The organism is Corynebacterium sp. HMSC062A03, from assembly GCF_001811145.1.
Lineage (GTDB): Bacteria > Actinomycetota > Actinomycetes > Mycobacteriales > Mycobacteriaceae > Corynebacterium > Corynebacterium aurimucosum.
Window position 1 is genome coordinate 120353 of the sequence record NZ_KV803647.1, and the last position, 23882, is coordinate 144234.

At 61.6% G+C, this 23882-nt stretch carries 20 protein-coding genes; 15 read left to right on the forward strand and 5 right to left on the reverse strand.

The window, feature by feature from the left end; all coding sequences use genetic code 11:
* The first annotated feature begins 173 nt into the window (after nt 1-173).
* From HMPREF2781_RS01535 to ffh, 9 genes are all read left to right on the forward strand, one after another.
* A complete protein-coding gene (locus HMPREF2781_RS01535) occupies nt 174-3155 on the forward strand; it encodes a DUF4040 family protein (protein WP_070643792.1) in 2982 nt (993 codons plus the stop codon).
* Nucleotides 3152-3589 (forward strand): cation:proton antiporter subunit C, encoded by a 438-nt coding sequence (locus HMPREF2781_RS01540; protein WP_010190439.1) that lies wholly within the window; start codon nt 3152-3154, stop codon nt 3587-3589. Before HMPREF2781_RS01535 ends, HMPREF2781_RS01540 begins: the two co-directional genes overlap by 4 nt.
* Nucleotides 3590-5131 (forward strand): monovalent cation/H+ antiporter subunit D family protein, encoded by a 1542-nt coding sequence (locus tag HMPREF2781_RS01545; protein ID WP_070445477.1) that lies wholly within the window; start codon nt 3590-3592, stop codon nt 5129-5131.
* Nucleotides 5132-5686, forward strand: a complete 555-nt coding sequence (locus HMPREF2781_RS01550; protein WP_070643795.1) for a monovalent cation/H+ antiporter subunit E — start codon at nt 5132-5134, stop codon at nt 5684-5686.
* Entirely contained in the window at nt 5683-5973 is a 291-nt protein-coding gene (locus HMPREF2781_RS01555) for a cation:proton antiporter (protein WP_070445483.1), read from the forward strand. Before HMPREF2781_RS01550 ends, HMPREF2781_RS01555 begins: the two co-directional genes overlap by 4 nt.
* 4 nt (nt 5974-5977) lie before the next feature.
* Nucleotides 5978-6346, forward strand: coding sequence for a Na+/H+ antiporter subunit G (locus HMPREF2781_RS01560; RefSeq protein ID WP_070445486.1), 369 nt, complete (start codon nt 5978-5980; stop codon nt 6344-6346).
* A gap of 127 nt (nt 6347-6473) precedes the next feature.
* The gene (locus HMPREF2781_RS01565) at nt 6474-6812 is read left to right on the forward strand and encodes a P-II family nitrogen regulator (protein ID WP_070445489.1); all 339 of its coding nucleotides are present in this window, start codon (nt 6474-6476) and stop codon (nt 6810-6812) included.
* 2 nt (nt 6813-6814) lie between these two features.
* Complete coding sequence (locus HMPREF2781_RS01570) at nt 6815-8914, forward strand: [protein-PII] uridylyltransferase (RefSeq protein ID WP_070643798.1); 2100 nt, start codon at nt 6815-6817, stop codon at nt 8912-8914.
* A gap of 50 nt (nt 8915-8964) precedes the next feature.
* A complete protein-coding gene (gene ffh, locus HMPREF2781_RS01575; protein ID WP_070445495.1) occupies nt 8965-10569 on the forward strand; it encodes a signal recognition particle protein in 1605 nt (534 codons plus the stop codon).
* Between the two features lie 65 nt (nt 10570-10634).
* On the opposite strand, the gene HMPREF2781_RS01580 is transcribed toward ffh, so the two are convergent.
* On the reverse strand, nt 10635-12887 hold the full coding sequence (locus HMPREF2781_RS01580) for an acyltransferase family protein (protein ID WP_070643801.1): 2253 nt from the start codon (nt 12885-12887) through the stop codon (nt 10635-10637).
* Nucleotides 12888-13181: 294 nt separating this feature from the next.
* Between HMPREF2781_RS01580 and rpsP the strand changes: the two genes are divergently transcribed.
* Complete coding sequence (gene rpsP, locus HMPREF2781_RS01585) at nt 13182-13706, forward strand: 30S ribosomal protein S16 (RefSeq protein ID WP_070445501.1); 525 nt, start codon at nt 13182-13184, stop codon at nt 13704-13706.
* A gap of 59 nt (nt 13707-13765) precedes the next feature.
* Here the strand turns inward: rpsP and HMPREF2781_RS01590 are convergent, their stop codons facing one another.
* The gene (locus HMPREF2781_RS01590; protein WP_070643804.1) at nt 13766-14431 is read right to left on the reverse strand and encodes a TetR/AcrR family transcriptional regulator; all 666 of its coding nucleotides are present in this window, start codon (nt 14429-14431) and stop codon (nt 13766-13768) included.
* Between the two features lie 23 nt (nt 14432-14454).
* Nucleotides 14455-14853, reverse strand: a complete 399-nt coding sequence (locus HMPREF2781_RS01595; protein WP_070445506.1) for a cupin domain-containing protein — start codon at nt 14851-14853, stop codon at nt 14455-14457.
* Nucleotides 14854-14886: 33 nt separating this feature from the next.
* Here HMPREF2781_RS01595 and rimM point away from each other — a divergent pair, with 33 nt between their 5' ends.
* Genes rimM through HMPREF2781_RS01615 form a run of 4 tightly spaced genes read left to right on the forward strand, consistent with a single transcriptional unit; the run spans nt 14887 to nt 18928 of the window.
* Entirely contained in the window at nt 14887-15387 is a 501-nt protein-coding gene (gene rimM / locus HMPREF2781_RS01600; RefSeq protein WP_070643806.1) for a ribosome maturation factor RimM, read from the forward strand.
* Nucleotides 15384-16226 (forward strand): tRNA (guanosine(37)-N1)-methyltransferase TrmD, encoded by an 843-nt coding sequence (trmD, locus tag HMPREF2781_RS01605; protein ID WP_070643809.1) that lies wholly within the window; start codon nt 15384-15386, stop codon nt 16224-16226. The genes rimM and trmD overlap by 4 nt, the downstream gene beginning before the upstream one ends.
* Before the next feature lies 1 nt (nt 16227).
* Nucleotides 16228-16596, forward strand: coding sequence for a hypothetical protein (locus HMPREF2781_RS01610; protein ID WP_070445512.1), 369 nt, complete (start codon nt 16228-16230; stop codon nt 16594-16596).
* Between the two features lie 40 nt (nt 16597-16636).
* The gene (locus HMPREF2781_RS01615) at nt 16637-18928 is read left to right on the forward strand and encodes a Tex family protein (protein ID WP_070643810.1); all 2292 of its coding nucleotides are present in this window, start codon (nt 16637-16639) and stop codon (nt 18926-18928) included.
* A gap of 258 nt (nt 18929-19186) precedes the next feature.
* Here HMPREF2781_RS01615 and HMPREF2781_RS01620 read toward each other — a convergent pair whose 3' ends face one another.
* Nucleotides 19187-20326 carry an HNH endonuclease signature motif containing protein gene (locus tag HMPREF2781_RS01620; RefSeq protein WP_070445519.1) on the reverse strand — a complete coding sequence of 380 codons (1140 nt, stop codon included), beginning with the start codon at nt 20324-20326 and terminating at the stop codon, nt 19187-19189.
* Nucleotides 20327-20655: 329 nt separating this feature from the next.
* Here HMPREF2781_RS01620 and HMPREF2781_RS01625 point away from each other — a divergent pair, with 329 nt between their 5' ends.
* Complete coding sequence (locus HMPREF2781_RS01625) at nt 20656-22821, forward strand: YhgE/Pip domain-containing protein (protein ID WP_070643813.1); 2166 nt, start codon at nt 20656-20658, stop codon at nt 22819-22821.
* Here the strand turns inward: HMPREF2781_RS01625 and HMPREF2781_RS01630 are convergent.
* On the reverse strand, nt 22818-23876 hold the full coding sequence (locus tag HMPREF2781_RS01630) for a ThiF family adenylyltransferase (RefSeq protein ID WP_070643815.1): 1059 nt from the start codon (nt 23874-23876) through the stop codon (nt 22818-22820). The two genes, HMPREF2781_RS01625 and HMPREF2781_RS01630, sit on opposite strands and share 4 nt — an antisense overlap.
* Nucleotides 23877-23882: the final 6 nt, after the last annotated feature.

The following is a 23882-nucleotide window of genomic DNA, read 5'->3' on the forward strand; positions in this document are numbered from 1 at the left end:
TGGGCTAGACCTAAGTTCTTTCGAGACGCAGCGCCTCCTTTGCGGGGCGCTTTCGTCATCTTCGTCCCATTAAAAATGTGCTTTGGGGGAGGTCACAATGGTAGTCTAGGACAGTCCTGTCTATGTGAGGCTGATTAAACAGCCCTAACAACGGTTCGTGAGGCTACTCTTTCGTGACACTCTTGTATGTCGTCCTCCTCGCAGCTGTCGCAGTGGCGCTAGCACCAGTAGCCGTCAAGGTTGCTGATCGCGCAGCCGGCTACCCGCTAGTCGGCATTTTTATTATCGCCGCGGCACTGTTGGCTAAAGAATTTCCGGCACTGGCCCGTGGCGAAGAACTGTCCTATTCCGTGACGTGGGTGCGTGATGTCATCACGCCAGGCGTCGACGTTAATCTCGCCTTCCGGGGCGATGCGCTGGGCATCTTCTTTGCCATGTTGGCTCTCGTCATCGGCGCAGTGGTGTTCACCTACTCTGCGGCCTACCTGCCCAAAGGCAAAGGCAACGTCAGTTTTTATGTGCTGATGACAGCGTTTACACTGTCGATTCTCCTGCTCGTGCTGGCTAACGACGTCGTGGTGCTCTTCCTGGCTTGGGAGCTGGTATCGCTGGCGTCCTTCATGCTCATCGCGCGCAGCGGTAAGTCCGGCGAGGCCGGTTCGCAGCGCACGCTGATCCTCACCTTCATCGGCGGCCTTACCTTGCTCACGGGCGTGGCGATTGCCGCAACCGCAGCGGGGACGACGAACCTTGAGGGTATCTTGGCCTCTGATGTGTGGGCTGAGCGCCCGGGCTTAACCACCGGGGTTGCCATTCTCATAGCGGCCTCGGCGTTTACCAAGTCCGCGCAGTTCCCCTTCCACTTCTGGCTGCCGGAGGCCATGGCGGCTGCCACGCCGGTCTCGGCCTTCCTGCATGCGGCAGCAGTGGTTAAGGCCGGCGTTTACTTGTTGATTCGTTTCTCCACCATCTTCCATGATGTTGCGGCGTGGAACTGGCTGCTTATCGTCGCCGGTATGGGTACCGCCGTGATGTCGGCGGTCTTTGCCGTGCAGAAGACGGACCTGAAGAAGCTGACCGCTTATTCCACCGTGTCCCACCTGGGATGGATTGTGGCCACGATTGGCGTTGGCACCCCCTTCGCCATCGCGGCGGCGCTCGTGCACACGCTGGCGCACGCGCTGTTTAAGTCCTCCATCTTCATGCTCATTGGCGTCATCGACCACGAGGCCGGTTCCCGCGATATCCGCCGCCTCGGTGTGTTGTGGAACAAGATGCCGTGGACCTTTGGCTCCATGCTCATTGGTGCCGCCTCCATGGCGGCGGTCCCGCCGCTGTTCGGCTTCGTGTCGAAGGAAGGAATGCTCACCGCCTTCGAGGAAGCTCCAATCGGTTCAACTGGCCAGGTGCTGCTGCTCATCATCGCCGGTGTGGGTGCGTTCTTCACGTTTACCTACTCCGCCAAGATCGTCTTCGGTGCCTTCTTCGATGGCCCGCGCAACATGTCGCATGTTCATGAGGCGCCGGTGAGGCTGTGGCTGCCCGCGGCGTTGCCCGGTGTGATGTCGGTGCCAATTATCTTCGTCATGGGAGTGCTCAATAAGCCACTCGATAACATCGTGGCGGCCATCGGCATGGAGGGCCATTCCCACCTCGCGCTGTGGCACGGCCTGAACGTCCCGCTGCTTATTTCTGTGGTGGTGCTTATCGCTGGCATCATCGCGTTGTTCTTCCGCGGGCCGCTGTGGACCGCGATGGAGGAGCGCCAGCTCCTACCGCGCACCGGTAACCAAATCCTGAAGTGGATTCAGGACGTGTGCGCAGCTTTCGGCCGTTTCGTTGGCCGCATGTCCGATACCCACAACCCGTCGAAGCTGATCCTGCCGATCATCCTCCTAGTCATCATCCTTGCGGGCTCCGCTCTGGTGTCCACGGGTGTCGATGGTGTGGCTCTCAACCCGCGTGTGGACGGCCTTGATAATCCGTGGGACCTGCTGCCGCTGGGAATCGTGGCGCTGTCCATGTTTGGTTTGGTGCGTACACGCAACCGCCTCACAGGTGCAGTAATGATTGGTACCGCGGGAACCGGCGTGACTTTACAGATGTTCCTTCTCGGCGCACCCGACGTGGCCCTGACCCAGTTCACGGTGGAGGCGCTGTCCGTCATCGTCATGATGATGGTCCTGCGCTACCTGCCGGAGAAGTTCCACCCCGTGCAGGACACCAACCGCAAGGTGGGCTCCATCGTCGTAGCCGTGCTCGCCGGGCTCACCGCATTCCTGGGCGTGTGGGCACTGATGGGGCGCCACGAACGCTCGGACCTGGCCATGTGGTACCTCAACAACGCTCCGGATATTACTGGTGGCGACAACGTAGTGGCCACCATCATCGTGGAGTTCCGTGCACTCGATACCCTGGGCGAGCTGTCAGTGCTGGGCATGGCCGCTGTGGTTATCGCTGCGGTCACCTCGACGCTGCCGCGCTTCCCGTTCACCTCCGGCACACGCCCGGCTCCGTTCGGCCAGTCGCAGCTCAACTCGGTGCCGCTGCGCAAGGGTATTGCTGTGGCCATCCCGATCTTGGTGGTCATGTCCTTCATCGTCTTCTACCGCGGCCACCAGGCTTCCGGCGGCGGCTTCCCGGCGGCACTCATCATGGGTGCGGCCATCGGCTTGACCTACCTCTCGCGCGGTACCGATGAGATTGTCTTTGGTCGCATGACCCCGATTCACCTCACCGGCGTGGGCATCATTGTGGCGCTGGTGGCTGGCTTCATCGGCTACATCCCGACGTCGCATAGCTCCGGTGGTTTCCTCACTGCCATCCATGGCCACGCCCTGGGGCAGCACTGGACGACGTCGCTCATCTTCGACCTGGGCATCTACCTCGCGGTGCTGGGCATGCTCACCATGGCCATCAATGCTTTGGGTGGCTACCTGCGTCCAGGCACTGAGCGGGACTTCTTGCCGTGGGTTCACGATGATGATTCCGCGTTGCCGAATACCCCGCGCGTGGTGCTGGAGGATGTCGACGACCCGTACCCCGAATCCATCAACCCGTCTTCGGACCCACTGGCGCTGCTCAATGACTCCGAGGCACGCCGCCGCGCGTCCTCGCCTCACTACACTCCGGCTAAAGAGGAGAAGAACTCATGATCCTCGCACTGACCATTGCTTTGCTCATCGGTAGCGCCGTCTACCTCATCCAGCAGCGCGGCCTCGTGCACATCGTGCTGGGCATGATGGCCTTCGGCCACGGAGCTAACCTCATGCTCTTGGCCACCGGCGTGTACTCCTATCGCGGAGAGTCCTTTCCATCGCAGGTGGGCATGGACCAGATGGCGGACCCGCTGCCGCAGGCCTTTGTGCTTACCGCCGTGGTGATTTCCATGGCTACCTCGACCATCCTGCTGACCATGGCGGCGATGGGCGCGAACGACGACACGGACGTCGTTGAGCCGGTGGATGACAACACCATTGACCACGCTTTCTCCACGCTGGGACGAGACACCCAGAACCGGGAGATTCTGGAGCGCTCGGCCAACAAGATGGATCGTTTGAAAGAACTCGAACAAGAGGAGGACAACTAGATGTATGACACCGTAAGCGCCCTCCTCCCGCTCTTCCCGGCGGTTCCCCTCGTATCGGCGGCGCTGGCGCTTCTTGCGCCATGGCACCGCGTGCGCGATGCCATCATGCTCATCGTTCCGGGCGTGGGTATCTTCGCTTCCTTTGCACTGTTGCTTTACACCATGAACAACGGTGTGGTGGCGCACAGCGTGGGCAACTACGTGGGCAACGCAGGTATTGCCTTCGCGGCCGATACCTTCTCAGCACTGATGCTCATCACGACGATGATCGTGGCCTTCGGCGCCAACTGGTTCGCCATCGTGGGCGGTGAGACCAAGTCGCGCTACTACCCATCGCTGACGCTTATCTTGATCACCGGCGTGTGCGGCGCCCTGCTCACCGCTGATCTCTTTAACTTCTTCGTGTTCATCGAGGTCATGCTGCTGCCCTCCTATGGCCTCATCACCATGTCCGGTACCTGGTCACGCTTGGCTGCCGGCCGCGCCTTCGTGTTGGTGAACTTGTTCGCCTCCACGCTTTTGGTGGTTGGCGTGGGCTATATCTACTCAGTGGCTGGCGTAGTTAACTTGGCGGCGCTGACAGGTGCTGCCGCCGGTAGCGGTCCGGTGACGGTGGCTTCCGGCATCATCGTTATCGCCATCGCCGCGAAGGCTGGCGTGTTCCCCGTGCAATCCTGGCTGCCGCGTACCTACCCGGGCACGTCGGCTGCGGTCATGGGACTCTTCTCGGGCCTGCACACCAAGGTCGCGGTGTACATGCTCTACCGCCTGTGGGTGCAGCTGTTCGATATGGACCAGCGCTGGGGAACGCTCATCATCGTCATCATGATCATCTCCATGGTGGTGGGCTCCTTCGGTGGTTTGGCTGAGAACTCCATCCGCCGCGTGCTGGGCTACCAGATGCTCAACGGTATGCCCTTCATCCTGGTGATGATGGCCTTCACCACCCACGATGCCCAGCGCGCGCTGGCCGCCGGAATCCTGTACACGATTCACCACATGCTCACGGTAGGCTCCCTCATCTTGGCTTCTGGTGCTATCGAGGAGACGTACGGTACGGGCAGGCTCAACAAGCTTTCTGGCTTGGCGCGCCGTGATCCCATCATCGCGTGGATCTTCGCCGCAGGTGCCTTCTCCGTCGTGGGCTTCCCACCCTTCTCCGGCATGTGGGGCAAAGTCCTCATCGTCGCGGAAGTCGCGCGCACCGGCGGGGCATGGGCATGGACCGTCATCGCGGTGATTATCATCGCCTCCTTCGCCGCGTTCCTAGCCATGCTGCGCGTGTGGCGCCGCGTCTTCTGGGGCAAGGATTTGCCCAAGGAGAAGGTGCCCGATGAGCTGGTGATCCGTAAGAAGCTGATGGCGCCCTCGGCAGCGTTGATCCTGGGTTCGCTGACCATGTTCATTCTCTCCGGTCCGGTCATCAGCGTCACGATGGAAGCCTCAGCGGACTTGTTGGATACGGAGGCTTATGCAGACGCAGTGCTTGGCGACGACCCCGTAGCCTTACCCGACATCGATTCCCTTCAGGAGGGCCGTTAAATGAAGTCTGCAGTGCATGCCGTTGTCTACGCGCTATGGCTGATCAAGGAAATCTTTGTCGCGGGTTTCTCGCTCGCCGCGGAATCCTTCAAGCCGCAGAATAGCTACCGCCCGGTAGTGGTGCGGTACCCCTTGCGCGTGACCAGCGCGTGGGAGATCTTCTGGTTCACCTCGTCCATTACCGCGACCCCAGGTACCTTGTCCTTGGGCTTGCGCGAGCCGATTGCAGAAGGCCTGCCGCGTATCGTGCTGGTTCAAGCGGTCATGGGGGATGACCCAGCCAGCATTATGGAAGATCTGGCGGATATGGAGGAGCGCCTCGCCCCGCAGGTGAAAGGGATTGACTATGGCGTTCCTGGGCAGGGTCCCACCAAGGAGCTCGCCTCTACGTTCTACGAGTATCCGCTGGATACACTGGGCCGCCATATGCGCGCACCCGATATCGCGAAGGCGGACGATACCCCGCTTGCCGCGCACGATGTGGAGAAGTATTCCGTGTGGCCCCTGCGCCAGGTTGCGCAGAACAAGGATGCCCGAAAGGATGATAAGAAATGATTGATTTTTCCTCGATGAGCGCCTTTCAATGGGTAGTCTTTGTCTGTATTTTCCTCATCGGCGCATCGGTGTGCGCGGCGTTGGTTTTGGCCTTGCGCTCCCGTGATGAGCTCACCCGCACCGTGATGAGTGACATGGTCTTCTACGGCATGTTGTGCATGTATATTTCGTGGTCCATGACTAATCACGCGTCCATCGTCTATGACATCGCCATGCTCGCGGCTATTGCGGCCGGCGTGCTGCCGACGTTGTCGATGGCCCGCATCATCTCGAAGGGCAGGAGGTAAGACCATGACTATCCCGGAGATTATCGCCTCGATTCTGTTGGTCGTGGCCACGGTCTTGGTCATTGCGACCGCTATTGCCTTGTGGCGTGCGCCTGATGCATTGACCCGCGTTAACCTGTTGGGGCCGACGGTCGGCTTGGCCGTCCCGCTGCTGCTTGTGGCGAAGGTAGTCGTGGATTTTGCCGAGAACGGGTTTTCCCTGTGGTCGCTGATCAAGGTCATGATCGCGTGTTTCGGCGTGTGGATCATCGCCTCGGTGGGCTCCTTCTACATGGGACGCTCCATCTACGGTGTGACCGTCACTGACGTGAAGTACGCCAAGCGTATGCGCAAGAGTGCACAGACCGTTGAGGCCTCTGAGGAGGAGGTTTAGCGCGAACTTTGGAAGTTCGTCTATGGCGCATGGGGCTTCGCACCGCCGCCACACCCACGACGCTAGGATGAATCCTGCACCAACCGTCCAGCCGCGGGTCGACACCGCCGGAGCTAAGGAGTAACAGATGAAGCTCATCACTGCCATCGTCAAACCGTTCACGCTGCCGGACATCCGTGAGGCCTTGGAGCAGCACGACGTGCACGGCCTGACCGTGACCGAGACCCAGGGTTTCGGCCAGCAGCGCGGCCACAGCGAGGTCTACCGTGGCGCCGAGTATGCCACCGACTTCGTGCCCAAGGTCAAGCTGGAGGTAGTCACTTCCGACGAGCAGGTGGAGGATATCCTTTCTGCCATCGTTGACGCCGCCTATACCGGAAAGATCGGTGACGGCAAGATCTGGATTACTCCTGTTGAGGATGTCATCCGCGTGCGCACCGGCGAGCGCGGCGAGGCAGCCCTGTAGAAGTGTCTACGGCCGCTCAACTGCGTGAGGACGCCTATACCTCGGCGATAGAGCTCACGCAGTCTTTGCAGCTTCCGTCCGGCTGTGCGCTTGCCGCTACGGGTTCTTTCGCCCGCCGGGCGATGACCCCTTTTTCGGATCTTGACCTCATCCTCCTTCACCCGGATGATACGGAGCTGCCCGAAGATGTGGTCGCTGAAATCTGGTACCCCATCTGGGATGCCAAATACCGGCTCGATTATGCGGTGCGGACCCCCAGCGAATTTGGCGCTATCGCTGGTTCCGATCCCGCCGCCGGCTTCGCGCAGCTGGATCTGGCCTTCGTTGCCGGCGACAAGCAGCTCGTGGACTCCACCCGCGCCCAGGTCTATGCCTCGTGGCGACGCCTACTGCAGAGCAACTTCGACGCTTTCGTCGACCTCGCCATTACTCGCTGGCGCCGTTCTGGCACCCTGGCCACGATGACCCATCCGGATATTAAAAATGGGCGCGGCGGCCTGCGCGATATCCAATTCCTGCGGGCGCTCGCCCTTGGCAACCTCGCGGATGCCCCAGCACTTGAGGAGGAGCAGGCCTTGCTTCTCGACGTCCGCACGCTCCTTCACGTCACCGCCCGGCGGCACCGCGATGTTCTCGACCCTGAGTTCGCCGCGGAGATCGCCCACGAGCTTGGTTTCGCCGACCGCTATGACTTGTCCGCGGCCGTGGTCACCGCGGCTACCGCGGTAGATAGAGCCGTGGAGAGGGCATTGGCGACTGCCCGGGGAGTCGTATCCAAACGCAGCCACAACCGCACACGTAAGCCCCTCGATATTGGGGTGGTTGATGCCGGAGGCGAGATCCGCCTCGCTCGTACCGCGGACTTGGATGAGCCGTGGCTGCTCTTGCGCGTGGCCGCCGCAGCAGCACGCTCGGGCAGAAGCGTTCCGCCCCATGTCTGGGAGCAGCTGCGCGAGTTACCGGAGCTGCCCGAACGCTGGCCCGCCGCTGCGACGGATGCATTCTTTAGTTTATTGTCCTCGCCGCTCAATACCCCGCGCCTCATTCAGGAGATGGATGCTCACGGCTTGTGGGAGCGGCTCGTCCCAGAGTGGGAACACATCCGAGGGCTGCTGCCGCGCGAGCGCACGCACGCTCATACCGTGGACTACCATTCCATCCTTACCGTCGCGCGCTGTGCAGAAGCACGCACCTCCGTAGCGAGGCCCGATCTGCTGCTCTTGGTGGGGCTCTACCACGATATCGGGAAAGGATATGGTCGCCCGCACGAGCTGGTGGGGGCGGAGATGGTGGCGCGTGCCGCGGCCAAGCTTGGCCTCGACCTGGCGGATCGCTCCCGCGTGCAAACCGTGGTCGCTGAGCACACCACTCTGGCGCGCATCGTCTCCCGTACCGATCCTGTATCCGATGAAGCCCGTGACGAGCTCCTCGAAGCCGTGCGCTATGACTACCTGACTCTAGCGCTCCTCGTCGTACTCGCCCGCACCGATGCTGAATCCACCGGTCCCGGCGTGTGGAACCGCAGGCTGGAGAAAGGAATCGATGCGGTCAGCGGCCGCGCTTTTGCACAGCTAGAAGCTCTGCATCCAGTTCGGCCTCTGGTGGCTGCCGACCGCGACATTGGACTGCGCCACAACCCCGAGGATGACAGCTTTACCGTCCTGTGGCGTGGCAGCTATCAGAGGGAGGCCGTGCGTGCGTTGGCACTTATCGCCGCGTTGGGCTGGAACATCCTCTCCTCGCGCCTCGTGCGCACTGAGGAGGGCTACGCCGGTGAATTTGATATTCGCGCGCTTCACGGTGCCATTGACCTCGCGACGGTAGAGGAGCGCCTCGTGCAGTCCTATAAATCAGGGACCTATACCGTGCTGCCTGATTTCGTACCGGGACCGGCGACGGCGATGTGGACTGGGGGAGTCTTCGAGGTTCGCATCGATGACTACCCGGGTACCCTCGGCCACGTGCTCGCGCTGCTTCCGGAGTGCGAGTGGCTATCTACCACCACGCCGGGTGCCACGATGGTGCTTCATGCCGTGCCGCTTGGCGACATCCTCCGCGCGACGCTAGTCCGGAATGTGACCCAAGCACTGGTCAACGGCTAAGCTGGGGAAGTTATAAATTTATCCACGATAGTTGAGGGAGCACTTTTAACGTGTTTGAGTCTTTGTCTGACCGCTTGCAATCAGCCCTGTCCGGCCTGCGCGGCAAGGGCAAGCTGACCGAGGCGGACATCAATGCCACAGCACGCGAAATCCGTCTGGCGTTGCTGGAGGCGGACGTCTCGCTCAACGTCGTGCGCGGCTTTATTAAGCGCATTAAGGAACGCGCAGCAGGCGCCGAGGTCTCCGAGGCACTGAACCCGGCGCAGCAGGTAGTCAAGATCGTCAACGAGGAGCTCATCGAGATTCTCGGCGGCGAGACCCGTCGCCTAAACCTGGCGAAGAACCCGCCGACGGTCATCATGCTCGCCGGCCTCCAGGGTGCTGGTAAGACCACCTTGGCGGGCAAGCTTTCTAAGCATCTGGCCTCCAAGGGACACACCCCGATGCTGGTGGCCTGTGACCTTCAGCGCCCGGGCGCGGTGCAGCAGCTGCAGATCGTTGGCGAGCGCGCGGGAGTCGATGTCTACGCTCCGGATCCGGGTACCTCCCTGGATTCCCACGAGCATGAGATGGGAACCTCCCATGGGGATCCGGTGGACGTCGCCAAGCGCGGTATCGAAGAGGCCAAGCGCACCCAGCACGATATCGTCATCATCGATACCGCCGGCCGTCTCGGCATCGATGAGACCCTGATGACGCAGGCGCGCAACATCCGCGATGCCGTCAATCCGGACGAAGTCCTCTTCGTCATTGACTCGATGATCGGTCAAGACGCCGTGCAGACCGCCGAGGCCTTCCGCGATGGCGTGGACTTCACCGGTGTCGTCCTGACCAAGCTGGACGGTGACGCCCGCGGTGGTGCGGCACTGTCCATTCGTGAGGTCACGGGCAAGCCCATCATGTTCGCCTCCACCGGTGAGAAACTCGAGGATTTCGATGTCTTCCACCCGGAGCGCATGTCCTCGCGCATTCTGGGCATGGGTGACCTGCTGACACTTATTGAGCAGGCGGAGTCCAAGCTGGATCAGTCTAAGGCGGAGGAAGCCGCCAAGAAGATGGGCTCCGGCGAGATGACGCTCAATGACTTCTTGGACATGATGCTCATGGTGCGCAACCTGGGCCCGATGGGCAACCTGCTCAAGATGATGCCCGGCGGCAACAAGATGAACCAGATCGCCGATATGGTCGACGAAAAGCAGCTTGACCGCATCCAAGCCATTATCCGCGGTATGACGCCGGAGGAGCGGGAAAACCCGAAAATTCTCAACGCTTCACGTCGTAAGCGCATTGCCCTCGGTTCTGGCGTGAGCGTGTCTGACGTCAACCAGCTCATTGAGCGCTTCACCGAAGCCAAGAAGATGATGTCGCAGATGGCCGGCCGTTTTGGCATGCCAGGCATGGGCGGTGGGCGTTCCGCTACCAAGAAGAAGCCGAAGGGCCGCAAGGGCAAGAACGGCAAGCGTAAGCCGCCGAAGCGTCGTGGTGGCGGCGGTATGCCGGGGATGGGCGGCGGAATGCCGTCGATGCAAGAACTGCAGAAGATGCAGGAACAGCTCGGCGGCGGCATGCCCGGGCTGGGAGATATCAAGATGCCGAAGGGCATGGAGAATATCGATCTCAACAACCTGGACTTTGGGCAGGGCAAAAAGAAATAACCGAAGAATGCTGCTGCATTCTTCGCTAGTAAGGGCCGGCGCTAAAAGCGCCGGCCCTTGTCGTTCTAAATGGCTTTATCTGCCGGATATGCAGGATAGGGGATAGGCTCCGCCGGTGTGGTCGGAGGCGTCTCAGCGGACTGAGGCACTATGGGGCTGTCCGTCGGGATCTGCGGGGGCTGCTGCTGCACCGTCTCGCCCTTGAGGAAGGGGGTGATGGCTTCACGGATGAGCGGGATGGCCGAATCCGCGAAAGCCTTGGTGAAGTGGTGCATATCGCGGTACACCATGATATTGCCGATGATGACCGGGCAATCGCCGTTGGCATCGCAGAACCACGTCGAGGTGTCCACGGCCAGCATGTTCTTGTACTGGGAGAGGACTTCGGCGCCGGGGTCATAGGGAGCGTAGACCTCTTCGAAGCGCATGCCGCATCCGAGAGAATCCTGGGTGGCTACGTAGCACTCATCAAACTGGAGGCCATTGCCGTGCTCATCGAATCCCCACGGGTTATCACGGAAACCCAAGAAGGGAATATCGTGCTTGGCCAATTCGTCCCAGAAGGCCTTATAGCCGGGCGGGACGGCGTCTGGGCCGTGACCCAAGGGCTGGCCGGGTCGCGTTGAATTAGAGACCACGAGGGCCGGGTCCGCATCGATAATGCGCTTGACCACTTCCTTGCTCCACTCGGCACAGGAAGGCTTCACACTCAGTTCATCGCCGAGCTCGATGGGGCAACCCACGCGGGTGAGCGGAACCAGCTTGAAACCCATCTCGCGGCCCAAGTGATCCAAGGCCGAAGAATACTGCTCCGCGTGCGAACCGCCCACCAGGTAGACCTCGACATCGGAGTTGACATCACCGAAGATGCACGGCGTCACGCCGTCCTTCTGGGTCTCGATGAAGTAGTCCGTTGGCTCTTGCTCCGGGATGAAGCACCAGTTGTCGGCGACTGGCGGCTGAATGCCGCGCGCGAGAATCGGGTCAGGCTTGATCTCTACGTTCTCAGGCGGCGTGATGTTCTCGACGAAGGTCGTCGCTCCTGGGTAGAGCTTCGGGTCGAGCATTTCGTGGTTCGCTTCCTGCAGGCTGCGCAGCCACAGCGGTTGAACGGCCACGAGCGCAACGGTGCAGGCGGCAACGAGGACTCCGCCAACGCCCCGCAGAGCGCCGGTGCGAGTGCGAAGGTCGGCGAGGCCGCGGTGGACGGGGAGGTCGTCGGCAAGCGGGCGTTTGCGGTGCTGGCGCAGGGGCTTCTCGACGAAACGATGCGTCAGGTCCGCCAAGCCCAGCGACACCATGATGATGATGGCCCCGAGCCACCACGGAGGGGTGTCAAGGCCGAGGGCAGCGATGGAAATGATGAGCAGCGGCCAATGCCACAGGTAGAGCGGGTAGGCGATATCACCGAGCCAGCGAGAAACCCGGGTGGTGAGCACCCGTGAGAAAGACCCGCCGGAACCAATGATGATGAGTACTGCACCGCCGATGGGCAGAAGAGACAGCGGCCCAGGGAAGGCCAAGCTATCGGAAATAAGCAGGCCGGTACCAGCCAGAGCCGCCAAGCCGAGAGCCGTGGCGAGGTTGGACAGGCGCTGCGGCATGCGCAGGTGCGAACCATAGATGACGAGCACCGCGCCCAAAGTTAGCTCCCAGGCGCGCGACCATGTGGAATAGTAGTTTTCCGGGGTGCCAAAGAGGCCGTCGCGGGATGCATAGGCAAAAGAAACGACGGTGACTACGAGGAGAATCGGGCCAGCGATGGAATTAATGGAAGAGAAATGCTGTTCTCGTAGGCCCGTGTTCTTGGGGCGCAGGCGCATGAAAGCGGCCAGGCCGAGAGCGAAGAAGATACCCAGCAGGTAGAACTGGCCCTGCACAGCCATGGACCACATGTGCTGCAGTGGTGACGTTGTTGCTGAAGCGGCGGCGTAGTCAGCGTTCTGCCGTGCTAATTCCCAGTTCTGGTAGTAGAAGACCGTCGCAGTGATCTGCTTGGTGAGCTCCGTGTTTAAAAGCTTCGGGGCGAAGAGCCGGACAAGCACATAGCTCACGCCGATGACGAGCACGAGGGAAGGCACCAGCCGGCGGAGCGTGCGCCAGATGGGCCACCACGGGTTCAAGGAGGCATTCGGCCGTGCGGCATAGCGCAGCTGCGAGCCTAAGAAGAAGTATCCAGAAAGCAGGAGGAAGACATCGACGCCACCTGAGACACGACCAACGAAGACGTGGTACAGAACAACCAAGGCGATCGCGATGCCGCGGAGGCCGTCAAGGTCGTAACGGTAGCGGAATGTAGAGGGGGCTTGTTTATTCATAAAAAGAGGAGTGTGTGGCGTCGAAATAACCGCATTACAGACTACCCCCTTCGCGGGGTAAGGCCTAACTCTGCAAGAGCTAAGGGGGATTTCCTATCTTGTGTGGGTTCCGCTAAAGTTGGTGGGGTTGTTCACGCACAGCGTGGAGGACACATAAAACTTCATCTCTGCGTAACGCCGGTACCGCCTACGGACGGCCGGCACGTCACGCGCAGGATAAATCCAAGGGTTGAACCGGCGCGCCACCAAGCGGCGCGTGTCTGAACTGCCCGGTGACTAGAAAAGGAGCCAATCATGGCCGTTAAGATCAAGCTGCAGCGTATGGGCAAGATCCGCAACGCTGAGTACCGCGTTATCGTCGCTGATGCACGCACCCGCCGCTCCGGCAAGGCTATCGAGAACATCGGTATCTACCAGCCGAAGCAGGAGCCGTCCCTGATCCAGATCGATTCCGAGCGCGCTCAGTACTGGCTGGGTGTCGGCGCGCAGCCGACCGAGCCGGTTCTCGCACTGCTCAAGGTGACCGGTGACTGGCAGAAGTTCAAGGGTCTGCCGGGCGCAGAGGGCACCCTGAAGGTTGCTGAGGAGAAGCCGTCCAAGCTGGACCTCTTCAACGCTGCTCTGGCTGAGGCCAACAACGGCCCGACCATCGAGGCCATCACCGAGAAGAAGCGCAAGGCCAAGGAAGAGGCTGAGGCTAAGGCTGCCGCCGAGAAGGCTGCTGAGGAAGCCGCTGCCGCTGAGGCTGCTAAGGCCGAGGAAGAGGCCGCTAAGGCTGAAGAGGCCGACTCCGCTGAGGCTGAGGAGTCCGCAGAGTAATTTCTACTCGGCTAAAAGATTATCCCCGCTGACCTGTCGGTCGCGGGGATTTTTAGTGCTTAGGATCGCCTGGGGTGGTGCGCTTCCAAGGGATTGTCGAAGTCCAAGCCGCGGACAGCGGAGGCTATGACCGATTGCGCCAAGGTTTCCACCTTTTCCTCCGGTAGCGACCTCAAATGACCGCTGAGGCACAAGACTGTGAAACCGTGCACAGTGGACCAGCCGGCCAGGCAATTCTGCATCATGTGTTGCTTACTGGGTTCCTGTCCGATGGAGCGCGCATACTGCTCCATGTAGCCGTAAAAATTGAATGTGGCCTGCACGCGTAGGTCCTCGCCGGGGCCCTCGGCCGCGGCCGCGAGTCCAGCTGGAATATCAAAACCGCTCGTGGCCATCATGCACTCGAAGAAGTTCTGCTCCTCCAAGGCGTAGTGGTAGTAGGCAAAACCAGCCGCCATCATCTTGTCGACGATGGTGCCTTCCGTCTCTTCGAAGGCCTCGCTGAGCTTGGTAATGAGTTCGTAGGTGGCGACGTCCGCGACGGCATCGAGAAGCGCGGCTTGATCCTTGAAGTGGCGGTAGGCGGCAGTAGGGGAGACACCGACCGCGCGCGTTGCGGCGCGAATCGTCACCGCCTCCGGTCCTCCCTCTCGGCCAAGCTTGATGGCCTCCTGGAGGATCTCTTCATGCAAATTTCCATGGTGATACGGCTTCGAACTACTCACACTATAAGAATAGTACTAAAAGTCTATACATTCGCGCTAGTGTGTGGTGTCAACATGGTGAGCAGCATGAGTGCAGGTTCCTCGCTACATGTCACCGCATGCGGCACGTACGCCGGAAGGTGCACTATGCGTCCGGGAGCGAGCACCTCATCCTGTTCCTCGCAACTAAAAATCACCGATCCCCGGAGCACCTGCACGGTGATGGGGTGTGCGGCCTTGTGATCAGGTAGGTCTTGTCCCGGCAGGAATGAAAAGAGGATGAGGTTTGCGCCGTCGGCACTGAGGACCCTCTTAACGGCTGGTCTGGGGCGTGTGGGGTGCGGCTCGGGGGCCTCATCGAGCAGATTCAGCGTTGCGAGGGCGGCGCTGTTGTGGGAGGCGTCGCCAAAGGTGGTTGCATCATTGATGGGAAGCTCAGTCATGCCGCCCCAGCGTAGCCCGTTAAGCTAGCAGGCATGGAACTACTCATTGGTCGCGTGGTGAAATCCCACGGCATTAAAGGCGAGGTCTCCGTCGAGGTGACCACCGATTCCCCTGAGACCCGATTCGCCGTCGGCGAGGTCCTTCACGGTAAGCAAGGTAAGAAGGAACATGAGCTCACCATTGCAGCGGTGCGCGCCCACAAGGGACGCCTGCTCATCACGTTTAAGGAAATCCCAGACCGCACGGCCGCGGATTCCCTGCGTGGCACCCAGTTCTTCGCCGAACCCCTGGATGACCCAGAAGACGACGGCTTCTATGACCACGAGTTGGAAGGCCTGCGCGTCCTCCTTGATGGCAAAGAGGTAGGTGAGGTGACCGGCGTGACGCACGGCCCCACGCAGTCCCTGCTGGAAGTCACGCTCACCGAAGGCAAAGAAGCGCTCGTGCCCTTCGTGGAGGAGATCGTGCCGGAGATCGATCTGGAGGCGGGGACCTGTACCATCACCCCGCCGGAAGGGTTGCTCGACCTATGAGGATTGACGTTCTCACCATTTTTCCGGAGTATCTCGACCCGCTGCGCCATGCATTGCTGGGCAAGGCCATCGAGCAGGGCAAGCTCGCGGTGGGCGTGCATGACCTGCGCCAGTGGGCCACCGACGTGCATAAATCCGTTGACGATTCCCCTTATGGGGGCGGCCCTGGCATGGTGATGAAGCCTGAGGTGTGGGGGCCGGCGCTTGACGACGTCTCCTCCGGCATCGCCTCCACCCAGGACCTGCAGAGCGCCCTGCCACACCTGGGCAAACCGCGCCACGACGATATCCATGGCGTTGAGGCGCGCTCCTATGGCGAAAGCGAGAATTCGGACAAACCTCTGCTTATCGTGCCGACGCCCGCGGGAGAGCCTTTTACTCAGGCCGATGCGCAAGCTTGGTCCGCGGAGGAGCATATTGTGTTTGCGTGCGGGCGCTACGAGGGCATCGACCAGCGCGTCGTCGACGATGCGCAGCACCGTTACCGCGTACGTGAGGTCTCCATTGGCGACTACGTGCTCATCGGCGGCGAGGTAGCTGTTCTCGTCATTGCTGAAGCCGTCGTGCGCCTCATTCCTGGTGTGTTGGGGAACCGGCGCTCGCACGAAGAAGATTCCTTCTCCGATGGCCTGCTGGAGGGGCCCAGCTACACCAAGCCGCGCGAGTGGCGCGGCCTTCAGGTTCCGGACGTGCTGACCTCCGGTGACCACGCCCGTGTGGACCGGTGGCGCCGCGAGCAGTCGCTGGCGCGGACGTGGCAGCGCCGCCCAGAGTTGCTGGATGCAGCGGAGCTAAGTGACGCCGATCGCGCCTACCTGGAAACCTTAAAGGAGGATTGAGATGGACGTGAGCACTGACTTGTCAATACTTATGACCGAAGCTGAATGGAACAAGGTCCTCGAAGGTATGCCGCAGCGTTTGCGTGAAGGCGGAGTCGAGCCACAGGACATCAACGCCGAGGTCGTGTCATTTACCTGCGAACCCGACAACATTCTGGTCAACGAGTACATGGATAAGCACGGTCAGCCACCGGTGGGTGAGCACGTGTGGAGGGTCATCGTCAACGGCTCTTCAGATTTACCGCTGACGAAGGTCACCGCGGCCGTCGCGGACTGTTTGCCGCCGCACACATTGTGGTACGGGACCTCAGAGATTGGTCACACCGAGTTTGGGCTGGGCACTTCCTGCGCGTGGCAGGGCGGGGTATAGGGTGAGAAGGTCTTAAGTCCCCGACCCATAAAGAGGTTTTGTGAATATCGCAGCCACCATCGCTGGAGAGCTAGGCGTCAAAGAGCAGTTTGTCGAAGCCGCCCTCAAGCTCATGGCGGAGGGTAACACCGTTCCGTTCATCGCCCGTTACCGCAAGGAAGCCACCGGCGGGCTGGATGACTCGCAGCTGCGTATCATCGAGGAACGCTCGACCTACCTGCGGGAACTGGAGGAGCGCAAGGAAACGGTGCTCGCCGCGATTGAGGAGCAAGGCAAGCTGACCGACGAGTTGCGTGCCCTCATTCAAGGCTGCGAGACCAAGGCGCGCCTGGAGGATCTGTACCTGCCGTATAAGAAGCGCCGCAAGACCAAGGCGGATATCGCGCGCGAGGCAGGACTTGAGCCGCTGACGGACAAACTCATTGAGAATCCTTCGGCGGATCCGGCCGAGCTGGCAGGGGAGTACCTCACTGAAGGCTTCGAGGAAGCGAAGAAAGCCCTCGAGGGTGCTCGCGCTATCTTGGTGGACCGTTTTGCACTGGACGCGGACCTCGTCGGCGAAGTGCGCGAGCGCATGTACACCAGCGGTTCCATGAATGCCGGTGTGGTGGAAGGCAAGGAAACCGAGGGCGCGAAGTTCAAGGACTACTTCGAGTTCTCTGAGCCTTTCGACAAGCTTCCCTCGCACCGCATCCTGGCGCTGTTGCGTGGTGAGAACGAAGGCGTGCTGCAGCTCAACCTCGATGCCGGCGATGACGCCATGTATGAGGGCATGATTGCGGAGCGCTTCGACTTGGACGTTGCCACCTCACGCTGGCTTGCCGACGCCGTCCACTGGGGCTGGCGCACCAAACTCTCCATCTCCTCGGGCCTCGACGTGCGCATGCGTCTCAAGGAGAAGGCCGAGGAAGGAGCGCTCAAGGTCTTCGCTACCAACTTGCGCGATGTTCTGCTGGCCGCCCCGGCGGGCCAGCGCGCGACGCTGGGCTTGGACCCGGGTTACCGTAATGGCGTCAAGTGCGCGGTCGTCGACCCGACGGGCAAGGTCCTTGCCACCACCATCGTCTACCCGCACCAGCCGCAGCAGAAGTGGGCTGAGGCGGTGAGGGAGTTGGCGTCGTTAAGCGCGGCTCATTCGGTGGACCTCATGGCGATTGGTAATGGCACCGCTTCGCGTGAGACGGAGAAGCTCGCCGGTGAAGTCGCGGACCTCATCGCGCAGGCGGGTGGGAAGCGGCCGAACCCGGTCGTGGTCTCGGAAGCCGGTGCATCGGTGTATTCGGCTTCGCAGCTGGCGGCCGATGAGTTCCCCGACATAGACGTCTCCCTGCGCGGCGCGGTGTCCATCGCGCGCCGCCTGCAGGACCCGCTGGCGGAGCTGGTGAAGATTGACCCGAAGGCCATCGGCGTGGGGCAGTACCAACACGATGTCAACCAGGTGGCGCTCGCCCGCACCCTCGATGGTGTGGTGGAGGATGCCGTGAATGGCGTCGGCGTGGACCTTAATACCGCCTCGGCTCCGTTGCTGGAGCGCGTGGCCGGAGTGAACTCCACGATTGCGGCCAACATCGTGGCCTATCGCGATGAGAATGGCACGTTTGCTTCACGCAAGGAGCTGAAGAAGGTGCCGCGCTTGGGGCCGAAGGCCTTCGAACAGGCGGCTGGCTTCTTGCGCATCAATGGAGGTAAGGACCCGCTCGATGCCTCGGCCGTGCACCCGGAGGCTTACCCGGTGGTGGCGCGCATCGCGGAGAAGACCGGGCTGGGGGTTTCGGAGCTCATCGGCAATTCGCGCGTGTTGACGAAGCTGTCGCCGGCGGACTTTGCTGACGATACCTTCGGTGTGCCGACGGTGACGGATATCATTGCGGAGCTGGACAAACCTGGCCGCGACCCGCGCCCAGAATTCAAGACGGCTACCTTCAAGGAAGGCGTAGACAAGGTCTCGGACTTGAAACCGGGCATGATTCTGGAGGGCACCGTGACCAACGTTGCGGCCTTTGGTGCCTTCATCGACGTTGGCGTGCACCAGGACGGGCTTGTGCATGTGTCCGCGATGAGCCACAAGTTCGTCTCTGACCCGCATGATGTGGTCCGTTCGGGCCAAGTGGTGAAGGTCAAGGTCATGGAGGTCGACGTGGAGCGCCAGCGCATTGGTTTGTCGCTGCGGCTTGACGACGAACCCGGCCAGCCCGCCCCCAAGCGCCGCAACGGCGGCGGGCGTTCCGAGGGGCGAGGCGGCCGTTCCGGCCGGCGCAACGGAGGGCGTGGCCGCGCGGACCGCGGCGGCGGTGGCTCGATGGCCGATGCCCTCAAGAAAGCCGGCTTTTAAAGCTCATCTAGTCACGCGCCACAAACCCCTGACCGTTCAAACGGTTGGGAGTTTGTGAGTTTTTCGGCGGGCTGTTCTGCACGGACGGTGCATTGGACACGCCCGTGGGATGGAGCGATCGCCAAAGACGCGGAAGGCCTCAAGAAATCTGAGGTTTCCGCGTGGCGCAGGGCTGAGTCCGCCGTGTTAAGAGGACATTCCGTGCTGGTGGGGAGCCGGTTCGGGGTGTGGACGTGTGCGGCTAAGCTGCCGCGAAGACTATCCGGGCGGCGACACAGTGCTGGGTGGTGATGGGTGTGGGTCCGGCGGATCGGGTGGTTGGCCTGGAGGAGTGCGCGTCGGGCTCGTGGCCTGCCGGTTTATGGCTTCTTGGTAGGCCGGCTGCCCGGTAATCGGTGTTCCCCAGGGCGGGATATAGTCAACGGGTCCTCTCAGCCGAAAGACATAGCCTCGGCCGGTTGGGCTGGTGGGGTCATCGTCGTTAATACCGTTGTGATAAGCGCACAACATGGTCAGGTTGGGTGGGTTGGTTTCTCCGCCCGCCTGCCAAGGGATGATGTGGTGGACCTGGCAGTAGTCCGCCGGTTTATTGCAGTCTTCGATAGCACAGGTGGGGTGCTCCGCGCTGGCCATGATACGTTGCTCGAGGCTGGCAAAGCGCGAAAGTCGGTGCAGCCACACCGGGCCGATAGTGGGGTGGACCAGTGTGGCGTAGCCAGTTTCGGCGAACTTGTAGGTGAGAAACTCCGCGCCGCTCATGCGCCCGCCGTTGGTGAGCTCGAGTTCGATGTCATCGCCGTCATGACGGACGATTTTGTCGAGCTCATCGAGTGTTATCACGACGTTCGTTCCCACCGCCGGCCGAGAGCCCACACCTTCTTTAAAGAAGACTTGACGGGTGGCGTCCAGGAGGTCAGTGGGGTTAATGGACTCCAAGGTGCTACGCATGGTGGAGATGTTCAGCGCGGAGTCGGTAACCGTGAGTGAGTGCGGGCCGTTCTTGCGGTAGGTAAGGCGCACCCCAGGCGACGGCACGCGTTTCGGTTTGAGTTCCTTCAAACGTTCCGCCGCCACTGAAGGAATCCGTTCTGAAGGCGTGGATGCAAGTGTTACGCGCACATTCCAGACGTCGAGTTGCTTCTTCAGTTTGGCGGCGTAGGACTCAATGAGGCTTAGTGTGGCCAGGTCGTGGCCTTGGCGTCGGGCTGCTTGGCGGGCGGTGCGCTGCTTGCCGGTGAAGCGGGTATCGCCGAAATAGATGGCATGAAGTGACGCCAGCTCTGCCGCATCGCCGCGTGAGGCGCCCAGCGCGCGCAAGCTTTCGGGTGTGCTGGTTGCTGCTTCCACCAGCGCAATCCCCGAGTTACGAAGGCGGATGTAGGTCTCAATATCCCCCATGGGCACAGAGCCTAAAACAGGCCTTAAGGCCTCGCAACCGGAGGGGGGGAAACGCCCTGTTCATGTGCCTTGTAACTCGGAGCTCACACGGGAGTAACTAGCACCCACACGGCCAAACGCAGTCACCAGGTCGTGATTCGGAGCTCGCACGGGAGTAACGGCATGGGGTGCAATGACACGAATAGCCATAAGTTTACAGAGCCAACATATTAGGTGGTATGTTTGGTGAAACAAATGAACTAGTGGTCCCGCTTATCGTTGTACTTCCTCTGAAAGTCCTGGGCAGAAGGCTATAAGCGGGCCAGAGCTAAAACCATGAGGAGGCGGGAATGCGCCGTGAGACGGAAGAAAGCCGGAAGAATACTTCTTCGCCTGGCAAGGCAGCTAAGGGGAGCGCAGCAGGCCACGACAGTGAGGCGATGGGGTGGCACCGCGTCCTCGATTGGCGCCCCACGAGTACCTTGTCGCGCGTGCTCATCGTTTTCCTTCTCGTAGCACCCATCGTCATCGCGGGCACCATGATGTGGGCCATGTGGGACCCCTCTAAGTACATGCGCAACATTGATTTGGCGGTGGTGAATGAGGACGCGGGCGTCGAGAAGCAGGGCACCTACACTAACTACGGCGATCAGGTTGTGGAAGGCCTAATGGAGACGCAGTACCTGAACTTTGCCGAAGTCAGCAAGGGCGACGGGGATGAGGGGCTGCTCAAGGGCATATATCTCATGGTCGTGACCATCCCGAAGAACTTCTCCGAGCAGGCCGTCACCATCATCAGCGATAAACCGGTCAAGCCGGAGATTCACTTCGCCACCAATGATTACTACGGCACGAATGGCTCGGTGATTTCTTCCAGCCTCATCCCGCAGGTGCAGACCAGCGTGGAGAATGCGATTTCCAAGAAATACGCCGACCAGGTTATTGAGGGGCTGAATAAACTCAGCGATGGTCTGGGAACCGCGGCCGAGGGCGCCGGCCGTCTCGATGAGGGTGCGGGCAAATTGCAGGAAGGCGGCGGGCGCGCGGTCGAGGGAATCGCCAAGTTGGACGCCGGCGCGGGCGATCTCAACAACGGTACGGGCCAGCTGCTGGACGGCACGAACCGCCTGAATGACGGAGTAGGGCGCCTCAGCGATGGTGCCGCGCAGCTCGATGATGGCGCCGCGCAGCTTGCCGACGGCTCCGACAAACTGCTCGCCGGAACCGGCCGCCTAGCGGATGGCGCGGGCCAGATCGATGGCGGCGTCAACCAACTGACGGGCATGCTCATCCCGGTGCTCAAGCAGGCGCAGGCCGTAGCTCCAGCGCTGCTGCAACTTGTCGACGTCCTCCGTGGCCTCGGCATGCACCAGCAAGCCGACCAACTCTATTCCCTGGTCTCGAAGCTGGACCCGGCCGCCAGTGGAAACATGGTGGCGCAACTGGAAAAGCTCTCTGACGGCACCGGTCAGCTCTACTACAACCTGTCCGATCCCAACTCGGAGTACCTCGGCGGCATGATGGCCCTCAATGACGGTGCGCACCGCTTGTCCGATGGCTCGCAGCAGTTGCGCGCGGGTGTTGGCGAGCTGGGCGACGGTGCCGCCCAGCTGCAGGATGGTGCTTCCCGCTTGCATGAGGGCACCGGTACGTTGAAGGACGGCACGAGCCAGCTGGCAGCCGGTGGTACGGAGCTGAAGGATGGCATGGACCAGCTCAAGGCGGGCTCCAATGAGTTGGCTACCAAGCTTGCCGACGGTGCCGCCAAAGCCCCCTCCATTAGCCAGCCGGATACGTCCGCACAGAACATGGCCGTGCCCATCAACTTCACCTCCTCCAACCTTCACCCCGTACAGACGGTGGTCAGCCCGGTTGACCCGACCGAGAAGAACATCACGGGTGGCGCCTCGCTGCTTTTCGTGCTGGTCTTCGGCTTCCTTGTGATGCTGCTTCTGGCGATGACGCTGCCGTATTACCTGGGCCGTCGCGGCGAGTCAGTCACGAGCCCGGTACGTGGCATCCTCGCGGCCTTCGGCGTGGTGGCGGGCCTGAACTTCTTGGTCTTGGCCTTCATGGGCTTGATGTCCTCCACCATGGGCTGGAGTCCTGCCAGCTGGCCGATGATGTTGTTAGTCATCGCCGCCATCGCGGCCGTGGGTGCGGCGACCTACCAGTTCTTCCTCGTAACCTTCGGCCGCAAGATTGGTGCCGTCTTCGCAGTCGGTGCTTTTGCCCTAGGCGTCATGGTCTTCGGCGGCGTGTGGCCCGTGGCCGCCATTCCACGCCCGCTGAGTTTGCTGCATCCTTTCCACCCGATGTCCTATGCGAAAAACGCCTTTACCCGCGCTACCGACGGCATCCACGATGGGACGTTCTGGGCCGGTATCGCGGTGCTGTTCATCGTGACTGCTTTGGCACTGGTGGCCTCTTGCGTGATTTTCCGGGCCCGCCACCATGGCACTGCGCGCATCCTCGACGAGCATCTCTTCCACAGGCCGGCGGTGGCTGGTGCCTAGAAATCGTGTGCTGCGAGCCCACCGGGCAGGTTGCGCAATTCGATGCCCATGTCCGCGGCGAGATCGGCGTAGCGCAGGACAAAGCCAGCACTGCGCCCACCGGAGGCGCAGGCCACGTAGACCAGTTCGGATGCGCAGGCGGATAGTGCTCGGCGCACGGAATCATCATCGGTGACGGTATGCCAGGGCAGTGTCACCGCGGCATAAGGAAAGTTGGGCTCCTCGGAGATATCGAGGAGGGCAGCGCGGCCGGTGACAAGCTCCGGCGGCGGGGTGTGCCGGCCAGGTAGGGCAGTAACGAGGGGGCGGTCGGGATCGGCGCCCACCCGCAGTGTGCGGAAGCTACCGGGGAGCGCGTCGTAGGAGGTTACGCGCCCGACCATGTCCCGATGATCTGGGAGTGCGCCGAGTATGGCGACCGCCGCGGTGGCCATGAGCCCCGCGATGACCGATGTCGTAGCCCCCAGGACCCCCGCTGTGGAGCACTCGAGCGCCTCGCCACTAGGCGGGGCGGGGAAGAGATCGCGAAAGCCCACCCCGCGCCCGTCAGCACATGCATTCCCGGAGTGCCACAGCGCGGCTTGCCCGCCGTAGCGCAGCACGGTTCCCCAGGCCAGTGGGGTAGAGGTGAGCTCGCAGGCATCAGCGACGAGATACTTCGTATCGAAGGTATCTGAGCCGTCGAGGACGAGGTCGGCCTCGGAACACAGGTCGAGGACGGTGGAGGAGCCGAGGCGTTCTTTAAGCGCGGTGATGGTGAGCTCGGGGGCAAGCTCGCGGGCGCGCGCGGCGGCTACCTCGGCCTTGGGCTTGCCGAGGTCCCCTACACCAAACAGCACCTGCCTGTGCAGGTTGCTGATATCGACGGTATCGGAATCAATAATCGTGATTCGCCCGATGCCAGCCGCCGCCAGCTGCTGGAGGGCCGGGCAGCCCAGCCCACCGGCGCCCACGACGAGCACGTGCGCGGCATTGAGGCGCTCCTGGGCCGCGTCACCGAATCCGGGGAGAAGGCGTTGGCGCGCGGTGCGGGCGAGTTCATCTTTGCTGAGCATAGGTTC